Origin of the sequence: Rhizobium sp. RU33A (assembly GCF_900156055.1) — a bacterium.
Lineage (GTDB): Bacteria > Pseudomonadota > Alphaproteobacteria > Rhizobiales > Rhizobiaceae > Allorhizobium.
This window is the reverse complement of sequence record NZ_FTMQ01000009.1, coordinates 1-18,514: the sequence shown is the minus strand read 5'-3', so window position 1 is coordinate 18,514 and position 18,514 is coordinate 1. Positions and strand designations below refer to the sequence as shown.

Annotated in this window: 16 protein-coding genes and 1 tRNA gene; 5 read left to right on the top strand and 12 right to left on the bottom strand. The window is 58.3% G+C overall.

Annotated elements, in window-relative coordinates:
• Positions 1-86 precede the first annotated feature (86 nt).
• The 6 genes from BW978_RS22000 to BW978_RS21975 form a co-directional block, all read right to left on the bottom strand.
• A complete protein-coding gene (locus tag BW978_RS22000) occupies positions 87-1,031 on the bottom strand; it encodes an SLAC1 anion channel family protein (RefSeq protein ID WP_280173604.1) in 945 nt (314 codons plus the stop codon).
• Between the two features lie 130 nt (positions 1,032-1,161).
• The gene (cydX, locus tag BW978_RS21995; RefSeq protein ID WP_076398152.1) at positions 1,162-1,278 is read right to left on the bottom strand and encodes a cytochrome bd-I oxidase subunit CydX; all 117 of its coding nucleotides are present in this window, start codon (positions 1,276-1,278) and stop codon (positions 1,162-1,164) included.
• A gap of 12 nt (positions 1,279-1,290) precedes the next feature.
• A complete protein-coding gene (gene cydB, locus BW978_RS21990) occupies positions 1,291-2,454 on the bottom strand; it encodes a cytochrome d ubiquinol oxidase subunit II (RefSeq protein ID WP_076398150.1) in 1,164 nt (387 codons plus the stop codon).
• 5 nt (positions 2,455-2,459) lie between these two features.
• On the bottom strand, positions 2,460-4,070 hold the full coding sequence (locus BW978_RS21985; RefSeq protein ID WP_076398147.1) for a cytochrome ubiquinol oxidase subunit I: 1,611 nt from the start codon (positions 4,068-4,070) through the stop codon (positions 2,460-2,462).
• Positions 4,071-4,187: 117 nt separating this feature from the next.
• On the bottom strand, positions 4,188-5,831 hold the full coding sequence (locus BW978_RS21980; RefSeq protein ID WP_139330633.1) for an amino acid ABC transporter ATP-binding/permease protein: 1,644 nt from the start codon (positions 5,829-5,831) through the stop codon (positions 4,188-4,190).
• Positions 5,828-7,477 carry an ABC transporter ATP-binding protein/permease gene (locus BW978_RS21975; protein ID WP_076398144.1) on the bottom strand — a complete coding sequence of 550 codons (1,650 nt, stop codon included), beginning with the start codon at positions 7,475-7,477 and terminating at the stop codon, positions 5,828-5,830. The genes BW978_RS21980 and BW978_RS21975 overlap by 4 nt, the downstream gene beginning before the upstream one ends.
• A gap of 127 nt (positions 7,478-7,604) precedes the next feature.
• Here BW978_RS21975 and BW978_RS21970 point away from each other — a divergent pair, with 127 nt between their 5' ends.
• Together BW978_RS21970 and BW978_RS21965 are read left to right on the top strand one after the other, a co-directional pair.
• Positions 7,605-8,078: an RrF2 family transcriptional regulator gene (locus BW978_RS21970; RefSeq protein WP_076398141.1), complete on the top strand. Its 474-nt coding sequence runs from the start codon at positions 7,605-7,607 to the stop codon at positions 8,076-8,078.
• Between the two features lie 456 nt (positions 8,079-8,534).
• Complete coding sequence (locus BW978_RS21965) at positions 8,535-9,566, top strand: CNNM domain-containing protein (protein WP_076398138.1); 1,032 nt, start codon at positions 8,535-8,537, stop codon at positions 9,564-9,566.
• Between the two features lie 71 nt (positions 9,567-9,637).
• Here the strand turns inward: BW978_RS21965 and BW978_RS21960 are convergent, their stop codons facing one another.
• The 3 genes from BW978_RS21960 to BW978_RS21950 all read right to left on the bottom strand — a co-directional run bounded on the left by BW978_RS21960 (position 9,638) and on the right by BW978_RS21950 (position 13,207).
• Positions 9,638-11,089 carry a phospholipase D-like domain-containing protein gene (locus BW978_RS21960; RefSeq protein WP_076398136.1) on the bottom strand — a complete coding sequence of 484 codons (1,452 nt, stop codon included), beginning with the start codon at positions 11,087-11,089 and terminating at the stop codon, positions 9,638-9,640.
• Between the two features lie 79 nt (positions 11,090-11,168).
• Positions 11,169-11,633: a hypothetical protein gene (locus BW978_RS21955; protein ID WP_076398133.1), complete on the bottom strand. Its 465-nt coding sequence runs from the start codon at positions 11,631-11,633 to the stop codon at positions 11,169-11,171.
• Positions 11,630-13,207 carry a mechanosensitive ion channel family protein gene (locus tag BW978_RS21950; protein WP_210216997.1) on the bottom strand — a complete coding sequence of 526 codons (1,578 nt, stop codon included), beginning with the start codon at positions 13,205-13,207 and terminating at the stop codon, positions 11,630-11,632. The genes BW978_RS21955 and BW978_RS21950 overlap by 4 nt, the downstream gene beginning before the upstream one ends.
• 175 nt (positions 13,208-13,382) lie before the next feature.
• Here BW978_RS21950 and BW978_RS21945 point away from each other — a divergent pair, with 175 nt between their 5' ends.
• The gene (locus BW978_RS21945) at positions 13,383-14,468 is read left to right on the top strand and encodes an AI-2E family transporter (protein WP_076398131.1); all 1,086 of its coding nucleotides are present in this window, start codon (positions 13,383-13,385) and stop codon (positions 14,466-14,468) included.
• Between the two features lie 154 nt (positions 14,469-14,622).
• Positions 14,623-15,738: an acyltransferase family protein gene (locus tag BW978_RS21940; RefSeq protein WP_076398129.1), complete on the top strand. Its 1,116-nt coding sequence runs from the start codon at positions 14,623-14,625 to the stop codon at positions 15,736-15,738.
• Positions 15,739-16,052: 314 nt separating this feature from the next.
• Here the strand turns inward: BW978_RS21940 and BW978_RS21935 are convergent, their stop codons facing one another.
• A complete protein-coding gene (locus BW978_RS21935) occupies positions 16,053-16,676 on the bottom strand; it encodes a class I SAM-dependent methyltransferase (protein WP_076398127.1) in 624 nt (207 codons plus the stop codon).
• Positions 16,677-17,214: 538 nt separating this feature from the next.
• Between BW978_RS21935 and BW978_RS21930 the strand changes: the two genes are divergently transcribed.
• Positions 17,215-17,631, top strand: a complete 417-nt coding sequence (locus BW978_RS21930; RefSeq protein ID WP_076398124.1) for a hypothetical protein — start codon at positions 17,215-17,217, stop codon at positions 17,629-17,631.
• 364 nt (positions 17,632-17,995) lie between these two features.
• Here the strand turns inward: BW978_RS21930 and BW978_RS21925 are convergent, their stop codons facing one another.
• Entirely contained in the window at positions 17,996-18,217 is a 222-nt protein-coding gene (locus tag BW978_RS21925; RefSeq protein ID WP_076398121.1) for a hypothetical protein, read from the bottom strand.
• Between the two features lie 202 nt (positions 18,218-18,419).
• Positions 18,420-18,496: transfer RNA gene (locus BW978_RS21920), tRNA-Met, on the bottom strand.
• Positions 18,497-18,514: the final 18 nt, after the last annotated feature.

Sequence of the window (18,514 nt, the reverse complement as noted above, 5' to 3'; positions counted from 1 at the left end):
ATGCAATGTGTTATGGATTGCAGGTCCGGCATTCCCGACCAGCCAAGGGCCGCATCGGTGGTACTGTCGTAGTTCGGCAAGACGTTTCACTCGGGCACGCAGATCGCGCCGGCCCTGATGGCAAGTGCCGTCCGTGCGATCAGCCCGACAACGACGGCCATCAGAAGCGCAAGAAGTCCCAATCCGATGTGACGATGGGCGTCCGAGCCTATTGCTTGGGCATAGCCGAAGCTTGCGATCGACAGGGCCGCGAGGGGGAAGGAGAGTGCCCACCAGGAAAGTGCGAAGGGCATGGTCCGGAACTTTGGCAATTGGGTCGTCACAAGGAGCGCAAATACATAGGCGACCGACAGGAGGAAATGCCCGAAATGGCCGACTTCTCCTGTCAACCTCAGCCATGCGGTGAAGGCCACTGCGGGCGGCGCGACCAGGATCATCAGCGTCGGCACCATGCGGCCCGGCAAGGGCTCGTGAAACATCAGGCGGTTAATGACCAGCGTCAGGAGCACCAGCCAGAAGATGAGCCCGCCGGAGAAGAACAGCCAAGATACCTCCATGTAACCAAGCCTGGCACCTGCCAGGGGCACGATGACATTGCCGACCGCCGGAATGAACCATGCCGGCGTCAATTGCCCTTGTTGGAAAGGACGATGCCCGATCCAGGCGCCTATCACCGACAGGGCCAGAACCCCTTGCAACGCGGTGGCAGACAGCCAGACAGCGTGTGCAACATGTGGCATCTGGTCCAACAGCGCAGCCGACAGCAACAGCAGCGAAATCGAGATCGCCGGGAAAAAGGCGATACGTACGGGATGGTTCCACTCAGCCTTCACTTCGGAGAAGTGACTGAGAACCTTGGCAAGATAGCCGATGGCAACTGCCACCAGCATGACCACCGCCAGGAACAAGGCGGCCGCGGAAGCGATATTGCTCCATGAATAAGCGTGCTCGGCCGCTCTGATTGAAAGGACCAGTCCCATCATCCCCATCCCCACGGCAAAGAACGTGACAGGGTAGTGGGCAATCCGCATCGCTATGGCAGAGGAGGAGTCTGCAGGTGTCATCGGTTCAGTCCGTTTGCAAATGGAGAGATGCAACGGCAAGGCGAAGGGAAACTCGCGCCTTGCCGTGAAGCGATCATGTGGTCAGACGGATGTTCCGTCAGGAACCGTGGTGATTCAGCTTCTTTTCATCCTCTTTCATCTCCAGCCACATCGCGTTCATCACCGCAAAGATGGCCGCCAGCGGGAGGCCGAGAATCCAGGCGAAGTACCACATGTTTCAGTCCTCTCAATAAACGGAATGCGAGTTGTCGCTAACGTCAGCCTCAGTCACCTTGCCCCACAGAACCTTGTAGACCCAGGCCGTGTACATCAGGATCAACGGCATGAAGATCACGGTCACCACCAGCATGATGAACAGCGTCAGATGGGACGAAGAGCTGTTCCACACCGTCAGCGACGATTGCGGGTCAGACGAGGAAGGCATGATGAAGGGGAACATCGTGAGACCCACGGAAGAAATCACGCCGAGGATCGCCATCTTCGAGAACAGCAGCGTGGATACTTCCCGACCTGCCCGCAGACCGAAAAAGGTCAGCACACCACCCAGAATGCCCATGACAGGCGCCACCGCGATCCATGGACGATCTGCATAGGCCGTCAGCCATGTCGCCGTTTTTTCGACCTCGAAATGAAGGGGATTGGATGGGCCAGCCATCAAGTAGTCGCCGACAATACGATAGCCCTCGATGCCTACCGCCATCCAAAGGCCCGCAAGTGCATATGCAGCGACCGCAACGAGTGCCGCGACGGAGCCGATGGTGCGGGCACGGCTCTGCACCACACCATCAGCCTTCAGCGTCAGCCAGGCTCCCCCATGCATGATGAGCATGGACAGCGACACCACGCCGGCCAGGATCGAGAACGGATCGAGGAGGCCGATGAACTTCATGTACCAGGCGCCTTCATAGATCGAGTGCAGGTCATCGGTGAAATGAAACGGTACGCCTTGGATCACGTTGCCGACGGCGACGCCGAACAGGAGGGCAGGCACGGCACCAGAAGCAAAGAGTGCCCAGTCCCAGGCGGTGCGCCAGCGCGGGTCATCGCGTTTCGAGCGGTACTTGAATGCCACCGGACGAACGATGAAGGCCGCCAACACCACGAACATGGCGAGGTAGAAGCCCGAGAAGCTGACGGCATAGAGCGGCGGCCAGGCCGCGAAGATCGCTCCGCCGCCGAGGATGAACCAGACCTGGTTACCCTCCCACACGGGGCCCACCGTATTGATTGCCACGCGGCGCTCAAGATCCGTCTTTCCAACGAATGGCAGTAAAACTCCGACGCCCATATCGAACCCGTCTGTCAAGGCAAACCCGATGAGCAACACACCGAGCAGCCCCCACCAAAGGACACGCAGAACTTCGTAACTCAGCAATTCATGCAGGATCATGGTGATTACTCCGCTGGCACGGCGATGGCGTCGGCATTGTGCCGCCCAGCAAGCCGTTCATTGTGACGCACAACCCAGGCGTCGGTTTCGGACACATCCTGGAAGGGGCCCTTGCGGATGTATTTGAGCATCAGCCCCATCTCGATGACGAAGAGGATCGTGTAGAAGGTGATGAAACCGGCCAGTGTCAGCGCAACCTCAGTGATCGACAGGGCGCTGACAGACATTGCGGTCGGCAGCACACCGTCAACCGTCCAGGGCTGGCGACCGAATTCGGCAACGAACCAACCCATCTCGGCTGCAATCCAGGGGGCCGGGATCATGATCACCGCGAGCCAGAGGGCCGGACGCGGATAGTTCATACCCTTGAATGAGGCGCGGTAGAAGAAATAGGCCATGGTCGCGATGAAGCCGAAGCCGAGCCCGACCATGATCCGGAATGCCCAGAATAGCGGCCAGACGGTCGGCACTGTGTCATTGGAGGCTGCAACGATCTGCTCTTCCGTCGCCTGCCTTGGATCCTCGACATATTTCTTCAATAGGAATGCGAAGCCCAGATCGGCGGAATGACTTTCAAACGTTGCCTTGATGGTCGGATCGGCTGCATCGCGCTTCTCGCGGATGTGCATCAGTGCGTCATAGGCGATGATGCCGCTGCGAATGCGGGTTTCAGCCTGAGCCACAAGATCATTGATGCCAGGGATTTCCGTCGTCAGCGAGCGCGTGCCGATCAGGCCCATTGCCCACGGAATCTCGATCGCATAGTGCGTTTCGCGGGCATCCTGGTCGGGGAAGCCGACCAAATTAAATGGTGCCGGGGCTTCATGGGTTTCCCACATGGCCTCGATGGCAGCCAGCTTCATCTTCTGGCTGTGGGTTGCAGAATATCCGGACTCATCGCCGAGCAGCACGACGGAAAATGCCGAAGCCAGACCGAAGGCTGCTGCCACGGTAATCGACCGGCGGGCTAGTTCAACGTGACGGTCCTTCAGCAGATACCAGGCAGATACGCCGATCACGAAGACGGAAGCCGTAACATAGCCCGCAGAGACGGTATGAACGAACTTGGCCTGCGCCACCTCATTGAACAGCACGGCGAAGAAGTCGGTCATTTCCATGCGCATGGTCTGCGGATTGAACTCGGCACCCACGGGGTTTTGCATCCAGCCATTGGCAATCAGGATCCACAAGGCCGAGAAGTTCGAGCCGATGGCGACCAGCCAGGCCACCGTCAGATGCGCAACCTTGCTCAACTTGTCCCAGCCGAAGAAGAACAACCCGACGAAAGTCGCCTCAAGGAAGAAGGCCATCAGACCTTCGATGGCGAGCGGCGCACCGAAGATATCGCCGACATAATGGCTGTAGTAGCTCCAGTTCATGCCGAACTGAAACTCCATGGTGATACCTGTCGCGACGCCGAGAACGAAGTTGATCCCGAACAGGGTGCCCCAGAACTTGGTCATCTGTCGCCAGATGGGGCGATTGGTCATGACATAGACCGTCTCCATGATCGCGACCAGGATCGATAGGCCCAAGGTCAGCGGCACGAAGAGGAAGTGATACATGGCGGTCATGGCAAACTGCAGCCGTGACAGCTCGACGATACCGAATTCCATAGATTTGGCTCCAGTGGTGAGGGCGAATTGCCCGCGAGACATATTTCAATCGCTATATATCGCGATGGATCCCTGGAAGCTTTGACTCAAATCAATAACCGGTATTTTTGATGCGACTTATTTTATTGCGATCACCTGATCGGCGAAATCGATCTCGATGCCCCGGTGCGCCGCAATGAGGATTGCCGCTTCTGGCAGGATATGTCGGATGCCCTGCAGGACAGCATAGGCGGTGGCATCATCCAACCCTTCCGTCGGCTCATCAAGAAGCAGCACGTCGGGAGATCGCAGCAATGCCCGCGCAAGGACGAGGCGGCGGGCTTCCCCACCGGATAGGCCATCCCCGCGCGGACCGATACGGGCTGAGAGCCCGCCGCGCTCCTCCACGATGCGATCAAGCTGCGTCGCTGCCAGGATATCCCACAAGCGATTTTCTTCCACCGGCCCTGCAAGCTCCAACGCCTCGGCGAAAGTCCCTGCCATGAGGCTGCTGCGCTGGGGCAATAGGGTGACGTGGCGACGAAGGACGGTATCCGGCCAATCGGCAATTGCTCGCCCACCCAGGACGATCTCGCCGGCCGCCACGGGATGGAGACCGGCAATTGCCAGAAGCAAAGTCGATTTTCCCGTCCCGCTGGCCCCGGTGATCGCCACGGTCTCACCGCGGGCTAAAGAAAACGACGTTTCGCGCATGAGAGGTTCCGTTCCACCAGGGCGATGGAGGACAAGGCGCTTCAGGCACAACGGTGGGCTGTCAAATCCCGGCACCTCGTCAGCATCCGATGAAGCGGGCCGGGCCAGATCGCCTCCAACTCGGCGGGCGGCGTCAGCCATACGACCGATATCTGCGGCGGCGCGGCGCAAAGGTGCGAGGGTCTCCGAAAGGGCAAGCGTGGCAAAGAAACCGAGGGCTGCGAAGGCAGGCTCCATCCCCCCCGACTGCACCAGCACCATGCCGATCCCAAGCGAACCACCCGCGACGACGGACGTCACGGCAGCCAACAGGGCGCCCGCACGGCGCTCGGCTGCATCCAGCCGCCAGCGATGCTGCTGGCGTCGAAACTCGGCATCCTCGACCGCGCGCCTTTGTGAATCCAGGAAGCCGTAGACCGCAAGATCACGTCGGGCCCGGATCATGTCGATCAAACGCGAACGGAAAGCCTGAGCCGCGAGTTCGGCCCGGCGTGACATTCGCGTCGTCGCGCGTGCGCCCCATCCGAAGGCTAATCCCGCGCCGAGCATGTAGCCGGCAAAAACCCACAGTGCGACCAGAGGCGAGACGAGAAACCACAGCGCGACGAGCGCCACGATCTGAGCCGAGACACCCGCAAACAGCGGAAGAACCAATCGCAGCGCGACCCCATCAAGCGCGTCGATATCGGCGGTCAGCCTGTTGAGCGTCTGAGCGCCCCGCATCCGGATCATGCGATTGTAGCTGCTGGTCAGAAGGCTAGCGAGAAGTCTGAGCCGAAGTGTTTCCAAAGCACGCAAGGTAGCATCATGGGTCAGCATCCGCTCGCCGTAGCGCGCAGCGGCCCGACCAAGCGCGAGGAATCGAACCATGGCCGAGGGACGAAACACGTCGAACACCGCCCCTGCTCCCACCAGACCTGCGGCTGCGGCTGCCGTGATAAACCAGCCCGAAAGCCCCAGAAGGGTAACCCCCATGATGATCACGAGAAGGCTGAGGGCTGCACCGCGCAGCATTGCCGTGCGCTGCTCCAACACAATCAGCCGGAAGATAGTCCAGAGCGGCTTCACGTCGCATCTCCCAGGTCAATGACCCGATCCATGCGAGCAGCCAAGGCCTTGTCGTGGGTCGCGATGACCAGGGTCGCGCCCAGCGCCGCCTGCGCCAGAAGCCCTTCGGTGACCATGCGAGCCGTCTCCGCATCCAGATCCGCCGTCGGCTCATCTGCCAGAAGCAGGTCGGGCCGTCCATGCACCGCCCGGGCAAGCGTCAGCCGGCGGGCTTCACCACCCGAAAGGCCAGCGCCTGTTTCTCCGAGCCGCGTCCTGAGCTGCTGCGGCAAGGCCTCTACGACTTCGGCTATTGCAGCGGTTTCAAGAGCGGCTCTCACGTCACCGCCGCGCCCAAGCGTCAGGTTCTGGCGCAAGCTGCCGCCCAGAAAATGCGGCGCCTGCGGCATCCAGCCCAACCGCGCGCGCCAACTGTCGGCGTTCTCGGCCGTCAATGGCTGATCTGCGACGATGACAGATCCATGCCTTGGCAATTCCAGACCCGCCATCAGACGCAGCGCGCTCGTCTTGCCCGAGCCGCTGCGTCCCACGAGCGCGACACGTTCTCCATCGGCGATTACGATGTCGGGGAGCTGTGTGCCTGTCGGCGTGCAGCAGCCATGCAAGGCCACGCTCGCAGGTCCAGGCAGTCGTACTGCAGTGGCGCCCGCACCTGGAAGCTTTGCATGCGGCTCGCAAGAATAAGCCGCAAATTCGTCCGTCACTGCCATGGCCGCCTGCTTGTCATGCCATGCCGCCGATAAGTCGCGCAGCGGCTGATAGAATTCTGGCGCCAGCAGAAGCAGGAATATCCCCGCTTCCGGCGTCAGAGGCGCGCCCCAGGCGCCGAACTGCAACTCTCCCAGAAGCGAAAATCCGACATAGACGGCCACCATCGCAATGCCGATGGCAGCAAACAGTTCGAGAACCGTCGAGGACAGGAAAGCCACCCCGAGCACGGCAACCGTGCGGCGCCGCAGGTCGCCCGCCTGCTTTGAAAAGCCCTCCAGCACTTTGGGGCCGGCACCCAGCAGGCGGATGTCGACCAGGGCAGACAGCCGTTCCACGAGGAAGTCGTTCAACGTCCCAATTTCGGCCATCTGGCGCGCACTGGCCTGTTTGGCTGCCATACCAACCAGAGCCATGAACAAGGGGATCAATGGACCGGAAATCAGAAGCACAATACCAACTGCCCAAGAGTGCCAGAACGCCAGCACCAGAATGACGAGCGGCAACACCATCACCCTTGCCCGGACCGGGCTATAGCGGGACACGTATGGCCCCAGCAGTTCCAGCTTCTCGCTGGCCAAGGCCGCAATGCTGCCCGCGCCGCCGAAGGTGCTGTCACTGGCGCGACCGGCCTCCGTCGCGACGATCTCCGCCCGCAGCTTGGCGATATCGACTTCCGCGGCCGCCTGGGCATCCGCGTCCGCGAAATAACCGAGGCCAGCGCGGAGTAGCCCGAGACCGCCGAAGCCGAAGGCCGCGAGCAGCGCCGAAGGTTCTTTCCCCGTAAGCAAGCCGCCGATCGCCCATGCGACCAAGGCGGCCTGCAAAGGCCAGATCACACCCGACAGCACCGACAGAACGGCCGCACGACGCCCTCGATCCAACCCCGGATCGAGAAGCACGGAGATGTCGGAGACGGGCGGGGGAGCAAGGGCCATGGTCGCACTCAAACTTTAATCTAGGATGCGACTTAAAGCAGATTGGGCAGCCCCAGTGTGATCCAAATCAAAGACAAGGCTTTAGGGTCATATATTCTTGGGACACAATCCCGAGGTAGCGGTGAAGATGCGTCTGACCACAAAAACCAATCTGGCGGCACGCGTGCTGATGGCCTGCGCGATCAACGAGGGCAGGACGCTGCGCAGTGTCGAGATTGCTGAGGCCTGCAATGCATCGCTCAATCACCTCCTGCTGGTCGTCGGGGCCCTTCAGGCCCATGGCTTTGTCGAGACGATCCGGGGCCGCAACGGCGGACTTCGGCTGGCACGCTCCCCGGCCAAGATTTCCATAGGCGAGGTTTTCAGAGTCTTCGAGGCGGGCGTGCCCTTTGCGGAGTGCTTCTCACCCGACACCAACACCTGTCCGCTGACAGCCTCTTGTCGGCTTAAAAGCTTTGTTTCTCGAGCCGTTGAAGCATTTTATCACGAACTGGACATGGTCACCCTACATGATCTGACGAAGGGCAATTGCGGCCTCGATGAATTACTTTTGGTCAGAGATAGCATTGAGGGCGCATGTACTGGAGCGGCCTTCAACTGAAGGCGTTATTGCCACCGTCGAAGCAAGCCGAATGCCCGCGAAACGCTAAACGGGCCATAACTGGCATCGCAAAGTTCAGCAATGCTTCACAATTGGCGCAAGCCGAACTGTGATAAACATCTCACAAGCGGTCGCCTTCAACGAGATTGAACAAGCGATCCCAGGCTCACGAGCTGTAAGGCTTCTGTTACTTTCAAAAGGACCGCATCCTGGAATGGCTGGTTCGGGGCCGTGAGGGGACAGTCCGCTTCTGTCGGACGTACCACAGAAGCTGACGTCTCATTTCAATCTGTAATTGGGTGGAAGTGCCAACTGGAGGAGGCGTGGCAGCCCGGTCTGGGCCTCTGCGAACCCCAAGGAATAGTGAACAGGAACAATCCAGCTTTGAAACCATTGGCGAATGGATGGAACCTTCCGAGGTTGCGCCCTGGAACTCTTCTTCGATCCTGGAAAACCATGACCCTTCTTGTTCTCTACGTCGCCATTGCGATTGCTATTTCGTTCATGTGCTCGATCCTTGAAGCCGTATTGCTGAGCATCACGCCAAGCTATACCGCGACGCTCGAAGCGACACAGCCGGAGACAGCCCGCAAGGTGAAGATGCTCAAGGACGATGTCGATCGTCCCTTGGCAGCCATCCTCAGCCTGAATACCGTCGCCCACACTGCAGGTGCGGCCGGAGCGGGTGCCCAGGCAGCCTATGTCTTTGGAGATGGGGCCATCGCTATTTTCTCGGCCGTTCTGACGCTGCTGATCCTGGTGCTTTCAGAGATCATCCCAAAGACACTGGGTGCGATGTACTGGAGAGGATTTACGCCGTTGGCCGCGCGTATCCTGCCAGCAATGATCTGGTCCATGTGGCCATTGGTGAAGATGTCGCAGCTCATCACCCGTCTCCTGTCGAGCGGCAGGCCGCAGCCGCCCGTCAGCCGCGACGAGATTGCGGCGATGGCCGACATCGGCCATCGCGAAGGCGTGATCGACAAGGGGGATTCCATGGTCTTCCGCAACCTTCTGAAGTTTGATCGGCTGACCGTTGCTGACATAATGACCCCGCGCACTGTCGTCTTTGCGCTCGAGCAGATGTCCACGATCGATGATGCGATAGCACGCAAGGCTGAGCTGAAATTTTCTCGTATCCCTGTCTTCGACGCTTCGATCGATCAGGTCACAGGCTTCGTGCTGAAAACGGACATCCTCTACGAAGCCGTGGATGACAAGGGCGGCACGCTCCTGCAGGACATGAAGCGCAGTCTGCACGCCGTCACAGAGGCGATGCCGTTGGACGAGCTTTTCGATTTCCTCATCCACAAGGACCGGCATGTCGCTCTGGTCGTCGATGAGTTCGGAGGAACTGCCGGGATCGTGACTTTGGAAGATCTCATCGAAACGCTGATCGGCGAAGAGATCGTCGATGAGCTCGACAGCATACCGGATCTTCAAGCCCATGCGCGCCAGAAATGGAGCGACCGTAGGGGTAAGAGTTAGCGCGCCACGCAGAGCAGAGACCAGTCAAGCTCCGACAGAACTGATCCCATTGAGAAAAGAGGCGTTCCAGTTCACCGCAAAGCCCCCGGGCGCCAACTGCCTCCCGTCAGGCTTGCATAAAAGTTTTTCGGGCTTTCAGGATCAAGCAGATCATTCTCTGCCAACGTCTCCTCGAAGGCACCGACCTCGTCAGGCATGTACGGTCGCAGCGTCTTTCCCGGACCGATTAATTGATCGATCGCCTTCACGAACGACCCTTTCGCCAAAGCGACGGCTTCGCGGAGCGCCTGCGGCTCGATCGCGAGGTGCTCGGCCAATAGCTCTGCCCGGATCGTCTCGATCGCCGATGCGGTTGCGCCTGCCCTATCATCCGAGGGGACCTCGATGGCAACATCACATTCGGAATCAAATCCCATCGAGCGGTTGTTGAAGTTGGAGGACCCGACACGCAGCAGCCGATCGTCGATAATCGTGATCTTCGCATGCACGTAGATCGGGCTTCCCTTCTCGGTGACCGGTGTGAAGATGCGAAACCTGTCGTGGCGGTCTGCCGCGCCTACGAGTTGGAGCAGACGGGCTCGCGCCGTGTCCATGGTTTTGGATTCCAGATATCCATCTGCGGATTCGGGGTTGATCACAATGATCTCGGGACCATCTGGCTCCTGCAGGCGGGCTGCTATGGCCTCGGCAATCCGGCGGGATGCGAAATACTGGCTCTCGCAATATATGATGTCTCTCGCGCCGGCGATTGCGTCGAGATAAAGCGTCTCGATTTCCCGGACATCGGATTGATCGCGATAGGCGGGGAGCGTGCGCGCGATTGCAACCTCGACATCCCTGAGCAACACCTGGACTGCTTCCGGCCACAGAGGATCGCTGCGGTTGGGCTCGGGGAGTTTTTCGCCGGTGGCGGCAAACCATCGCTCCCGGGCGACATCCCCCAGCAGCTTTGCAACAGGTCCGCTCAGAACCGATGTCGCATCGTGCCAGGGGCCATGGGGCTTGCCGTTCGGCATTTTGCGACGCGCATCCTCGTCAAGATGCCAGCGGGTGTCCCAGCGCTCAGTGGTTATGTCGATCCCACCACAGAAGGCCAGCACGTCGTCGACGACCACGATCTTCTGGTGATGGGCGGAGGCCGGCGGATGTGCGCCATCCAGTTTGAAGTGGATATTGGAAGAGGACATGAGGTTCAGGAGACGGAAGGGCATGGTTCCGCGTCCCAACGAAGTGAACAAGCCCAGATGCCATTTGAGTATGTGGACCTGCAGATCGGGACGGGTCTTGCCGATCCACTTCAGAAACCGTCCCAGCTTGTTCGGCCCTTCTAGACTGGCACCCTCCGGCTCAAACTCGATCCGGGTGTCGAAATCCCAGCCGATCAGGTAAACCGCCTGCCGAGCTTCGAGGATGGCCTGCTTGACGGCAACGAAATAGTCTTCGGCGTCGAAGATGACGCCGAAACGATCTGCGCGCGCCTTCTTCCAACAGTTGCGACCGGGTTGGAGGATGCTCGATGTCATGCTTCGCTCATTCTGTCCTTGACGAAAGAAGAGGCGTGATCGCCCCTTCGTGTCGATGCGGATTTCTGATGTAAGCCTGTCACGGCGCCAGATAGATCGTCACTCGTTTTTCGGAGCTCAATCCACTCTCTGCGTCTGCGAGTTCCGCTCCGATGACGTCGCTTGCAGCGACGCCCTCGCTGCGCATGGCCGTGTAAAACAAGGCGCTGCTCTCGATCGCGGCCTGCAAACGCGTCACATCGGCCCCTCGCTTTGCAAGCTCCGGCGCTACCACGTCCATGCTGCCCTGCTTCAGCGCAATGAAGTGGAAGCGATTGGCGCCAAAGACCATCTTCACTTCCTCGGCGGTTTCTCTCGCCCGCTGAACGGCTCTCAGCGCCTTCTCAGCAACCCGCGTGCTGTCCGTCTCCCTGGCATCTATTTCGTATCCGAACAGCTTGGCCGGATCTTCTCCCGGATAAGGGGCCGACTGTGAAAAAGCCTGTGACGCTGCGGCTGAACTGGCGAGGGCGACCAACAATGCAATGGCTTGATTGTGTTTCATTTGCTGCTCTTTCCTTTCATATCATCGTTCTTCTCTGCGCCTGATGTCGGATGCAATGGCTCTCGGCATGATGACAAAGCCGTTTTCCATTCTTCCAGGTGGGCAGGTACGACGCGCCAAAGGTCAGGCTCTGGAAGCGGAAGGCCCATGTCTTCCATGGTGGAGGCAATGTGCCGGCGAACATCGGATGTGGTTTGTTTGTAATCGGACCGGAGCGAATCCGTCCAGAAACCGATGTTCATGGTGATCGCATCGGCAGCCAGTTCATCGATCCGAACCGTCACCGGGCGGTCGTCGAGCACACCCTGCACCGAAGCGACAGATCCGCGCAAACGCTCGACCAATGCGTCCAGATCGGTGTTGTAGCCAACCTGAAGCAGAACATTGCCGCGACGGATCGGATCTGCGGTGTTGTTGACGATACGCGACGTGAAGACTTCGGCATTTGGCACAAGTGCCACGCGGCCATCATAGGTGCGGATCTGTGTTGCACGCAGTTCGATCCGTTCGACCGAACCCTCCGTCGGCCCGACGACAATCTGGTCCCCGATTTCGAATGGCCGAAGCGCCAGGATCAATAGGCCGCTGACGAAATTCGACAGGATGTCCTTGAGCGCAAAACCAAGCACCAGACCCGTCAGGCCAAGCCCCGTCACAAGCGCGCCCGGACTGAACCCCAATGCATCAGCAGCAACGAGCACGCCAAGCAAAATGAGAGAGTAGTACGACAACTGCCGGATCAGGTTCTCGAGCGTTTTGTCCGCGATCCGGCGCTTGAAGACTACGACGAGCACGCGGTTGACACCGGACGCGACCAGCAAGGTGGTGCCCATCACCAGTGCCGCGGCCAGCAATCGCGGAACAACGCTGACCACCGAACTCCAGGCTCGCGAGAGAACGGTCTGCAGGGCCGCGAGTGTGTCTGCGAAAAAACTGCCGCCGAAACCCTGACGTCGCTCGACGGCCTCACGAAGCCCGGATTCGATCGCAGTTGCCCAACGGGCTGCCAGAGTGTCGATGTCGGTCAGACTGTCTTCCGCATCGATCGGCGAGACCGTCGTGATCCGAACACCCGCTACGACGATGACGCGCTCGCTTCCCGAAGCTTCGACGGCAGCCTTCGGCACAGTTTCGAGCGCCCTGACCAGAACGCCAAGCCGCTGCTCAACCCGCCGAGCCCGTACTTCAGCGCCAAGTGTATCACTCGAATTCACAGAAAAAAGCGCACGACCATCCAGCCTTACGGTCTCAGCCCCCTCCTGCGCCACGGCCCAATTTGCCAGAACCAGGAGGATTCCGAGGAACAGCATGGCTATCAGCAGGCTGAACCGCCTGCCTGCGCCCGCAGTTTCAGGCATCAGAAGATCAGCATCAGGAGAAGAACCACCACGGCCAAACCGATGAGAAATATGACACCAATCGTGCCGCCGAGAAACTTGAGCATGAATAATCTCCTTTACCAATTTGAACGGAGGAAGCGGCGAGCCTTTCGAACTTCGCTTTCCATCGAGGGAACAGGTTCGGGGGACACATAGTTCCCTCCCCAGGAACAATCGCTGTGTGCCGTCCAGCAAGAGGCGCGGTCGCTCAGATCGGGTTCAGCTCGACACGTTGCCCAAGACGCCAGACTGAAGGCCCTGATTGCTTTGCAGCCCAGAAGTGGGACGTCGGGATCCTCAGGACCGTCGTTATCGCAATACCGACCAGACATGGCTGAAGGCGCTGAGCTGGATGAGAAGTGGAAACAGGATGATAGAGAACACAGTCGGGCAGAGGAGCAGCGGCTCAACGACGACTAGATGGGGCCGCCGTCCAATTTCCATCATTTTGATTTTCGCAGTACTTCTGCTTCTCCTGATCGTGATACCGCAGACATTGTTCATGATCTTTGCCGGGCTGCTGTTGGCAATCCTGTTTCGTGCGTGTGGCACAAAGATCGGAAGTGTGCTTTCGATTGGTCCTACCTGGGGCGTCGCGGCTTTTCTTGTAGCGGCTCTGACGGTCGTGCTTGTAGCAGGTGTAGCTGGCGCGCCTGCCGTCTCCGCGCAGATCGATGAGTTGTGGCGACAATTGCCGGAAACTGCTGGCGATCTAAAGTCCAGAGTTGAAGAGTACACCTGGGGGCGTTATGCGCTCGACAGGCTGGGAGAAGCCGATTTGTGGTCTTCGGCCTCCGGAGAGACAGCCACCCGTGCTGTCGGTTCACTCTTCGGCCACTTTGGCAACGCCGTGCTTCTCCTCTTCATAGCGCTCTACGGGGCTTTTGATCCAGGCACGTACAAGCGCGGTTTCCTCAAGCTGATTGCGCCGTCTCTGAGGCCAAAAGCCGAGACCGTTCTTTCCCATTCAGTAGAAACGCTAAAAAGCTGGCTCTCCGCGCAGCTCATATCGATGGCGGTGGTTGGCGTGTTAACCGGCCTGGGTCTCTGGATCATCGGCATCCCGCTCGCGCTCATTCTCGGGCTTATTGCAGGTCTGCTGGCGTTTATTCCCAATATCGGCCCCGTGCTCGCAGCAACGCCCGGAATCTTACTGGCGGTTCCTGATGGACCGAATACCATCTTACAGGTGCTCGGTGTCTATCTGGCGGTACAGACCCTTGAAAGTTATGTCATCACGCCGCTCATTCAAAAGGAAAAGGTGTCGCTTCCACCTCTGTTGGTGATCTGCACTCAGTTGGGGTTGGGCTCAGTGTATGGCTTGATGGGACTGGCGATTGCCACACCGTTAACGGCCCTGATCATGCAGATTATCAATGATCTCTACATTGATAATTATCTTGAGCAAGAGCAGCGGCAACTGGTGCACCTCCAGTCGGAGGACAGGAAAATTTAGCCCCATTCGTTCACGACAGGACAGGCACGAGAAGACAATCTTCGCGCACAGTGACTTCAATAATGGCACTCGGGGCCAACTGCGTCAGACGGCACAGATCAACGCACGATTTCGAACTCTCGGAACGGAATGCTGAACTACCAGGTAATCGAACATGGCTTATGAGCGTGATCCAAACACTGCGGACCTTTTGACGTCCTTGCGGGGCATCGCGGCCTTGATGGTCGTTTTCTACCACTACTCGGGAAATTTCTTACCAGCGATCAATCCAGCCGCGGCGACAGGCCTGGTGTCCAAGGCATATTTATGGGTAGATTTTTTCTTCGTCCTCAGCGGTTTCATCATGGCACACGCATACGGGACCCGTTTTGCGCACCGATTGTCTGCCAATAGCTTCAAAGAATTCGTTATTGCCCGGATCGCTCGCATCTATCCGCTTCACCTGTTCGTGCTGTTTGCATTTGTGGCCCTTGAGGTCACCAAGCTGCTGATAAACCGGTTCGCCCCCGGAGCTGCAGAGTTCCGTCCGTTCGAAGGCAATTACGAGTTAGAAGGTCTCGTTCTCAATGTGCTGCTTCTACAAACGAGCGGCCTACAAGCACATCCGAGTTGGAATGGTCCCGCCTGGTCCATCGGCGCCGAATTTTTCGCGTATCTGATGTTCCCCGCAGTCGCAGCCCTGATCATGGGTGGTAGGCTTTCGCGCTTGATCACTGTCATATCCGTTTGCGTCATTTCACTGCTGGTGCTGGTGCAAAATAACGGGACACTTGATATTACCAGTGGCTTGGCACTTGTACGGTGCCTCGCAGGGTTTTTGCTCGGGATCGCCGCATACCGGCTTCACGAGGTGGTATCGGTCAGCCAACGCTGGAACGCTTATATTGCCTTCACACTGACAGCCATAATACTGACCGCGATGCATTTTCGCGTTGCCGACATATGGTTTCCTATTTTGTTTGCTCTTCTGGTCGCTGCGATCTTTCGAAGCGATGCCCAGTCATTCCGCATGTTGCGCCTCAAACCTCTGATCGGGCTGGGCGAAATATCTTACTCCATCTATCTCACGCATTTCTTTGTTCTGAAACTCGCTGACTTTTTAGCGGAGCTGACTCTGGGTCATGGGCTAGGTGAACACCTTACCAAGGCGCAATCAATCCTGGCACTTACGCTAATGATGGCAGTAGTCATCCTCATCTCGATCGCAACGTATCGCGGCGTAGAAGCACCTTCGCGTTCCTGGCTAAAGCGCAAATTTGCGGTGAATTGACTTCTGTTTCTGAGGCCTTGGGCCCAGCTTCGTCTTGCAGTTGTCACCTCCGTGAATGGGCAAACGGAGTGCGCACCACATCACCGAGACGCAGTGAAACCCTTTCCAAGGAGGCTAACCGTCACCGGTAAGACTGACTGGAGATGCCTACGGGAGATGATCCCGGTTATAGCCCCATGGAAACTTCCGTTGAAACCCGACGCTCAAAATGCAGGCAGATGGCAGCTCTTGGGCCCGCTCGCGGTAGCATCGAATGTCTGAAATGAAGGCGATAGCGGACTGTCGACATGGGATAAAAGCTAATGGCGGGGCTCTTAGCCTCCGACCTTTTCAAACGTGCTGAACTGGAATTTCTGCACCGTTCCCCATGAGGTTGCGTGTTCATGCCGCCGCGTCGCAGCGAGCTTAAACTGTTCGCCAAGAACAGCTTGCAAGCTCTCCGGATCGTAACGGACAACAGGCAAGCCGCTGCATTTCACTGGCCCATCCATTGCGAAGGTGCCGATCACGGCTTTGCCACCGACTTTGAGAGCCCGTGCCAGCACGCTAACATAGGCGTGCTGATCGATGGCTGTTGTCAAAAAATGGAAGGCGGCCCGATCATGCCAGAGGTCATACTCGCGGTCAGGCGTCCATACTGTCACATCCGATACAACCCATTGCACATGAGCCATGTCTGTCAGTCGGGACTTGGCTGCCTCGAGGGCCGCGATAGAAAGATCAAGGACGCTAACGTGGGCTTGGCCGGCGTCCACCAGCGCATCGACCAACCGGGACGCACCACCACCAATGTTGATTACTGACATTCCTGGTATCAGTCCCGCTTCATGCAGCAGCGTCAGCGATAAGTCCGGGGCCTCCTCATACCAACTGACCTCGGTGTCAGACTTGGTGGGGTATACCCCTTGCCAGTGCGTCTGTCGGTCTCGGCTTGCCATAAAATCATCCCTGTTCACCATATGGGTCTACCAGATATCGGTCCATCCAGTCGTGAAGCTTTTACGAAGCCGCCGTTCCCTAGGGGAATCATCCTGCTGCCTTTGGCGCAGAAGCGACGCGGGGCGCTGCCACCGGCGCGATGTCTGCTTCCAGGGAGGCGCGACGGCGGCCTCTATGACCGGGTTGAAGGCGCAAAGCGGTCATAGCCTCGGTCTTGAAGGGATCTGAACCCGCGACCCGGGAATACGCCGTAAGTTCTTCTGCAGATTAATTACTTGAAACAGCCACGTAACCGAGAGGTCACTGCTGATCGAGGCCATCTGAAGAAAAAACGCGATCACTAAAATTCGATGCCAATAATGCATGGCCGAGAGACCTTGAGCAGGCCGACGTCGACCAAATTTTGCGGGACAACGGAGTTTAAGCGCCAAATACCAGTACGGGCTCGGTCTTGATTACCTTTTGAAATCAAGGGTACTTTACCGGGTTGCAATCCGCAGATAGCGTCTGCCCAGTGCACGCATAGGAGGAAGGCGTATGGCGCGGGACTGCAAACGTGATGCCATTAGGCTGCTCTTCCTTCTCAACGCTGGCAAAGCGGAGAACTACAGTAAAGACATGGCCAGCATTTATCCGTATGTCTTCGGCGGCGAAAAGCGTCTTCAAGCCATGGACTTCTGGGTACGCTATCCTGACTATTTGGCCCTTGAACTGATCTCTCAGCATGAAAAGTGCGGTGATCCGGCTAAACTCAACATAGCCAGGGCGATATATGAAAACGGAGAGCCGTCTCTCCGCACCATCCCAATGTTGCGGAAGCATTTCGGCGCTTACGAGCCGCTGGACACCGCGTTGGCACTGCTCGAGTGCCGAGGTCTGGTGAGACCCGAGCGCCGAGTGCGGCGGACCTTATGCCGTCATGGCCAAAGGTCGGTATGGCTGCACCAACCTTAAAAAGAAGATCCCCCTGGATGTTCTTGGCGGAGCCTGTTGCAGCAATCACAAGACGATCCTTCGCAAGGAACTCGAGGACCGTATCCTGACATCCATCCCTGCAGCCTTGGTGCACATGGATGTCTTCAGGCGGACAGTGGAGAAAGTTCTGCAAAGCGAACTCGCAGAGCAGAAGACTGCTGCCCATCAAACCAAGGATATCGAAGCCGCTCTCCAGCGCAATAAACGCGAGCAGGAGGGCATCATCGCCCAGATGTCACAACGGGCAGCAGAAGGACGGCGTTCTATCGCTGCCTTTGACGACCAGCTCGACAGGCTTGATGAAGAACGACAAGATCTGGAGCGACAGCTGGCAAGCGCGCCATCAATGGATAAGACCATCAGCGATGCAGAACGCCTCGCGGCTCTGCGCGACGAGATCAACGAGGACACAGTTCGCACGGTGATCCACGCCATGCTCTACATGATGCGGGATCACGCTGATACCCAAACCAAGCAGCCGCTGATCGGCATCATCCGGCAATTGATCCAGAAAGTGGTCATTGTCAGTACACCGGGCCGTCAACCGCCGGCGCTGGAGGTGCATGGTCGCATTGCGTCGATCCTCGCTGCCATGGAGACAGCTCAGGTGATGGAAGCCAAGTTCAGAGCAATGGTGGACCAGGATGTTTTAGCGCGCCAGCTGTCCGGTGAACTCGACACGGAGGACAAAAAACAAAAGCTCCTCGCGGCTTACGCTGAGGAGCTTTCAAAGAAACGACTTGAGTGGCAGCAGATTCAAGTCTCAGTGGTTGCGGGGGCAGGATTTGAACCTGCGGCCTTCAGGTTATGAGCCTGACGAGCTACCGGGCTGCTCCACCCCGCGCCAAGAGCGCAACTTTGA

Excerpts from the sequence above, each read along its gene's own strand:
- BW978_RS22000 (WP_280173604.1), bottom strand. The coding sequence starts at position 1,031 with ATGCGGATTGCCCACTACCCTGTCACGTTCTTTGCCGTGGGGATGGGG.
- cydX (WP_076398152.1), bottom strand. The coding sequence starts at position 1,278 with ATGTGGTACTTCGCCTGGATTCTCGGCCTCCCGCTGGCGGCCATCTTT.
- cydB (WP_076398150.1), bottom strand. The coding sequence starts at position 2,454 with ATGATCCTGCATGAATTGCTGAGTTACGAAGTTCTGCGTGTCCTTTGG.
- BW978_RS21985 (WP_076398147.1), bottom strand. The coding sequence starts at position 4,070 with ATGGAATTCGGTATCGTCGAGCTGTCACGGCTGCAGTTTGCCATGACC.
- BW978_RS21975 (WP_076398144.1), bottom strand. The coding sequence starts at position 7,477 with ATGGCCCTTGCTCCCCCGCCCGTCTCCGACATCTCCGTGCTTCTCGAT.
- BW978_RS21970 (WP_076398141.1), top strand. The coding sequence starts at position 7,605 with ATGCGTCTGACCACAAAAACCAATCTGGCGGCACGCGTGCTGATGGCC.
- BW978_RS21965 (WP_076398138.1), top strand. The coding sequence starts at position 8,535 with ATGACCCTTCTTGTTCTCTACGTCGCCATTGCGATTGCTATTTCGTTC.
- BW978_RS21960 (WP_076398136.1), bottom strand. The coding sequence starts at position 11,089 with ATGACATCGAGCATCCTCCAACCCGGTCGCAACTGTTGGAAGAAGGCG.
- BW978_RS21955 (WP_076398133.1), bottom strand. The coding sequence starts at position 11,633 with ATGAAACACAATCAAGCCATTGCATTGTTGGTCGCCCTCGCCAGTTCA.
- BW978_RS21945 (WP_076398131.1), top strand. The coding sequence starts at position 13,383 with ATGATAGAGAACACAGTCGGGCAGAGGAGCAGCGGCTCAACGACGACT.
- BW978_RS21940 (WP_076398129.1), top strand. The coding sequence starts at position 14,623 with ATGGCTTATGAGCGTGATCCAAACACTGCGGACCTTTTGACGTCCTTG.
- BW978_RS21935 (WP_076398127.1), bottom strand. The coding sequence starts at position 16,676 with ATGGCAAGCCGAGACCGACAGACGCACTGGCAAGGGGTATACCCCACC.
- BW978_RS21930 (WP_076398124.1), top strand. The coding sequence starts at position 17,215 with ATGGCGCGGGACTGCAAACGTGATGCCATTAGGCTGCTCTTCCTTCTC.
- BW978_RS21925 (WP_076398121.1), bottom strand. The coding sequence starts at position 18,217 with ATGCACCTCCAGCGCCGGCGGTTGACGGCCCGGTGTACTGACAATGAC.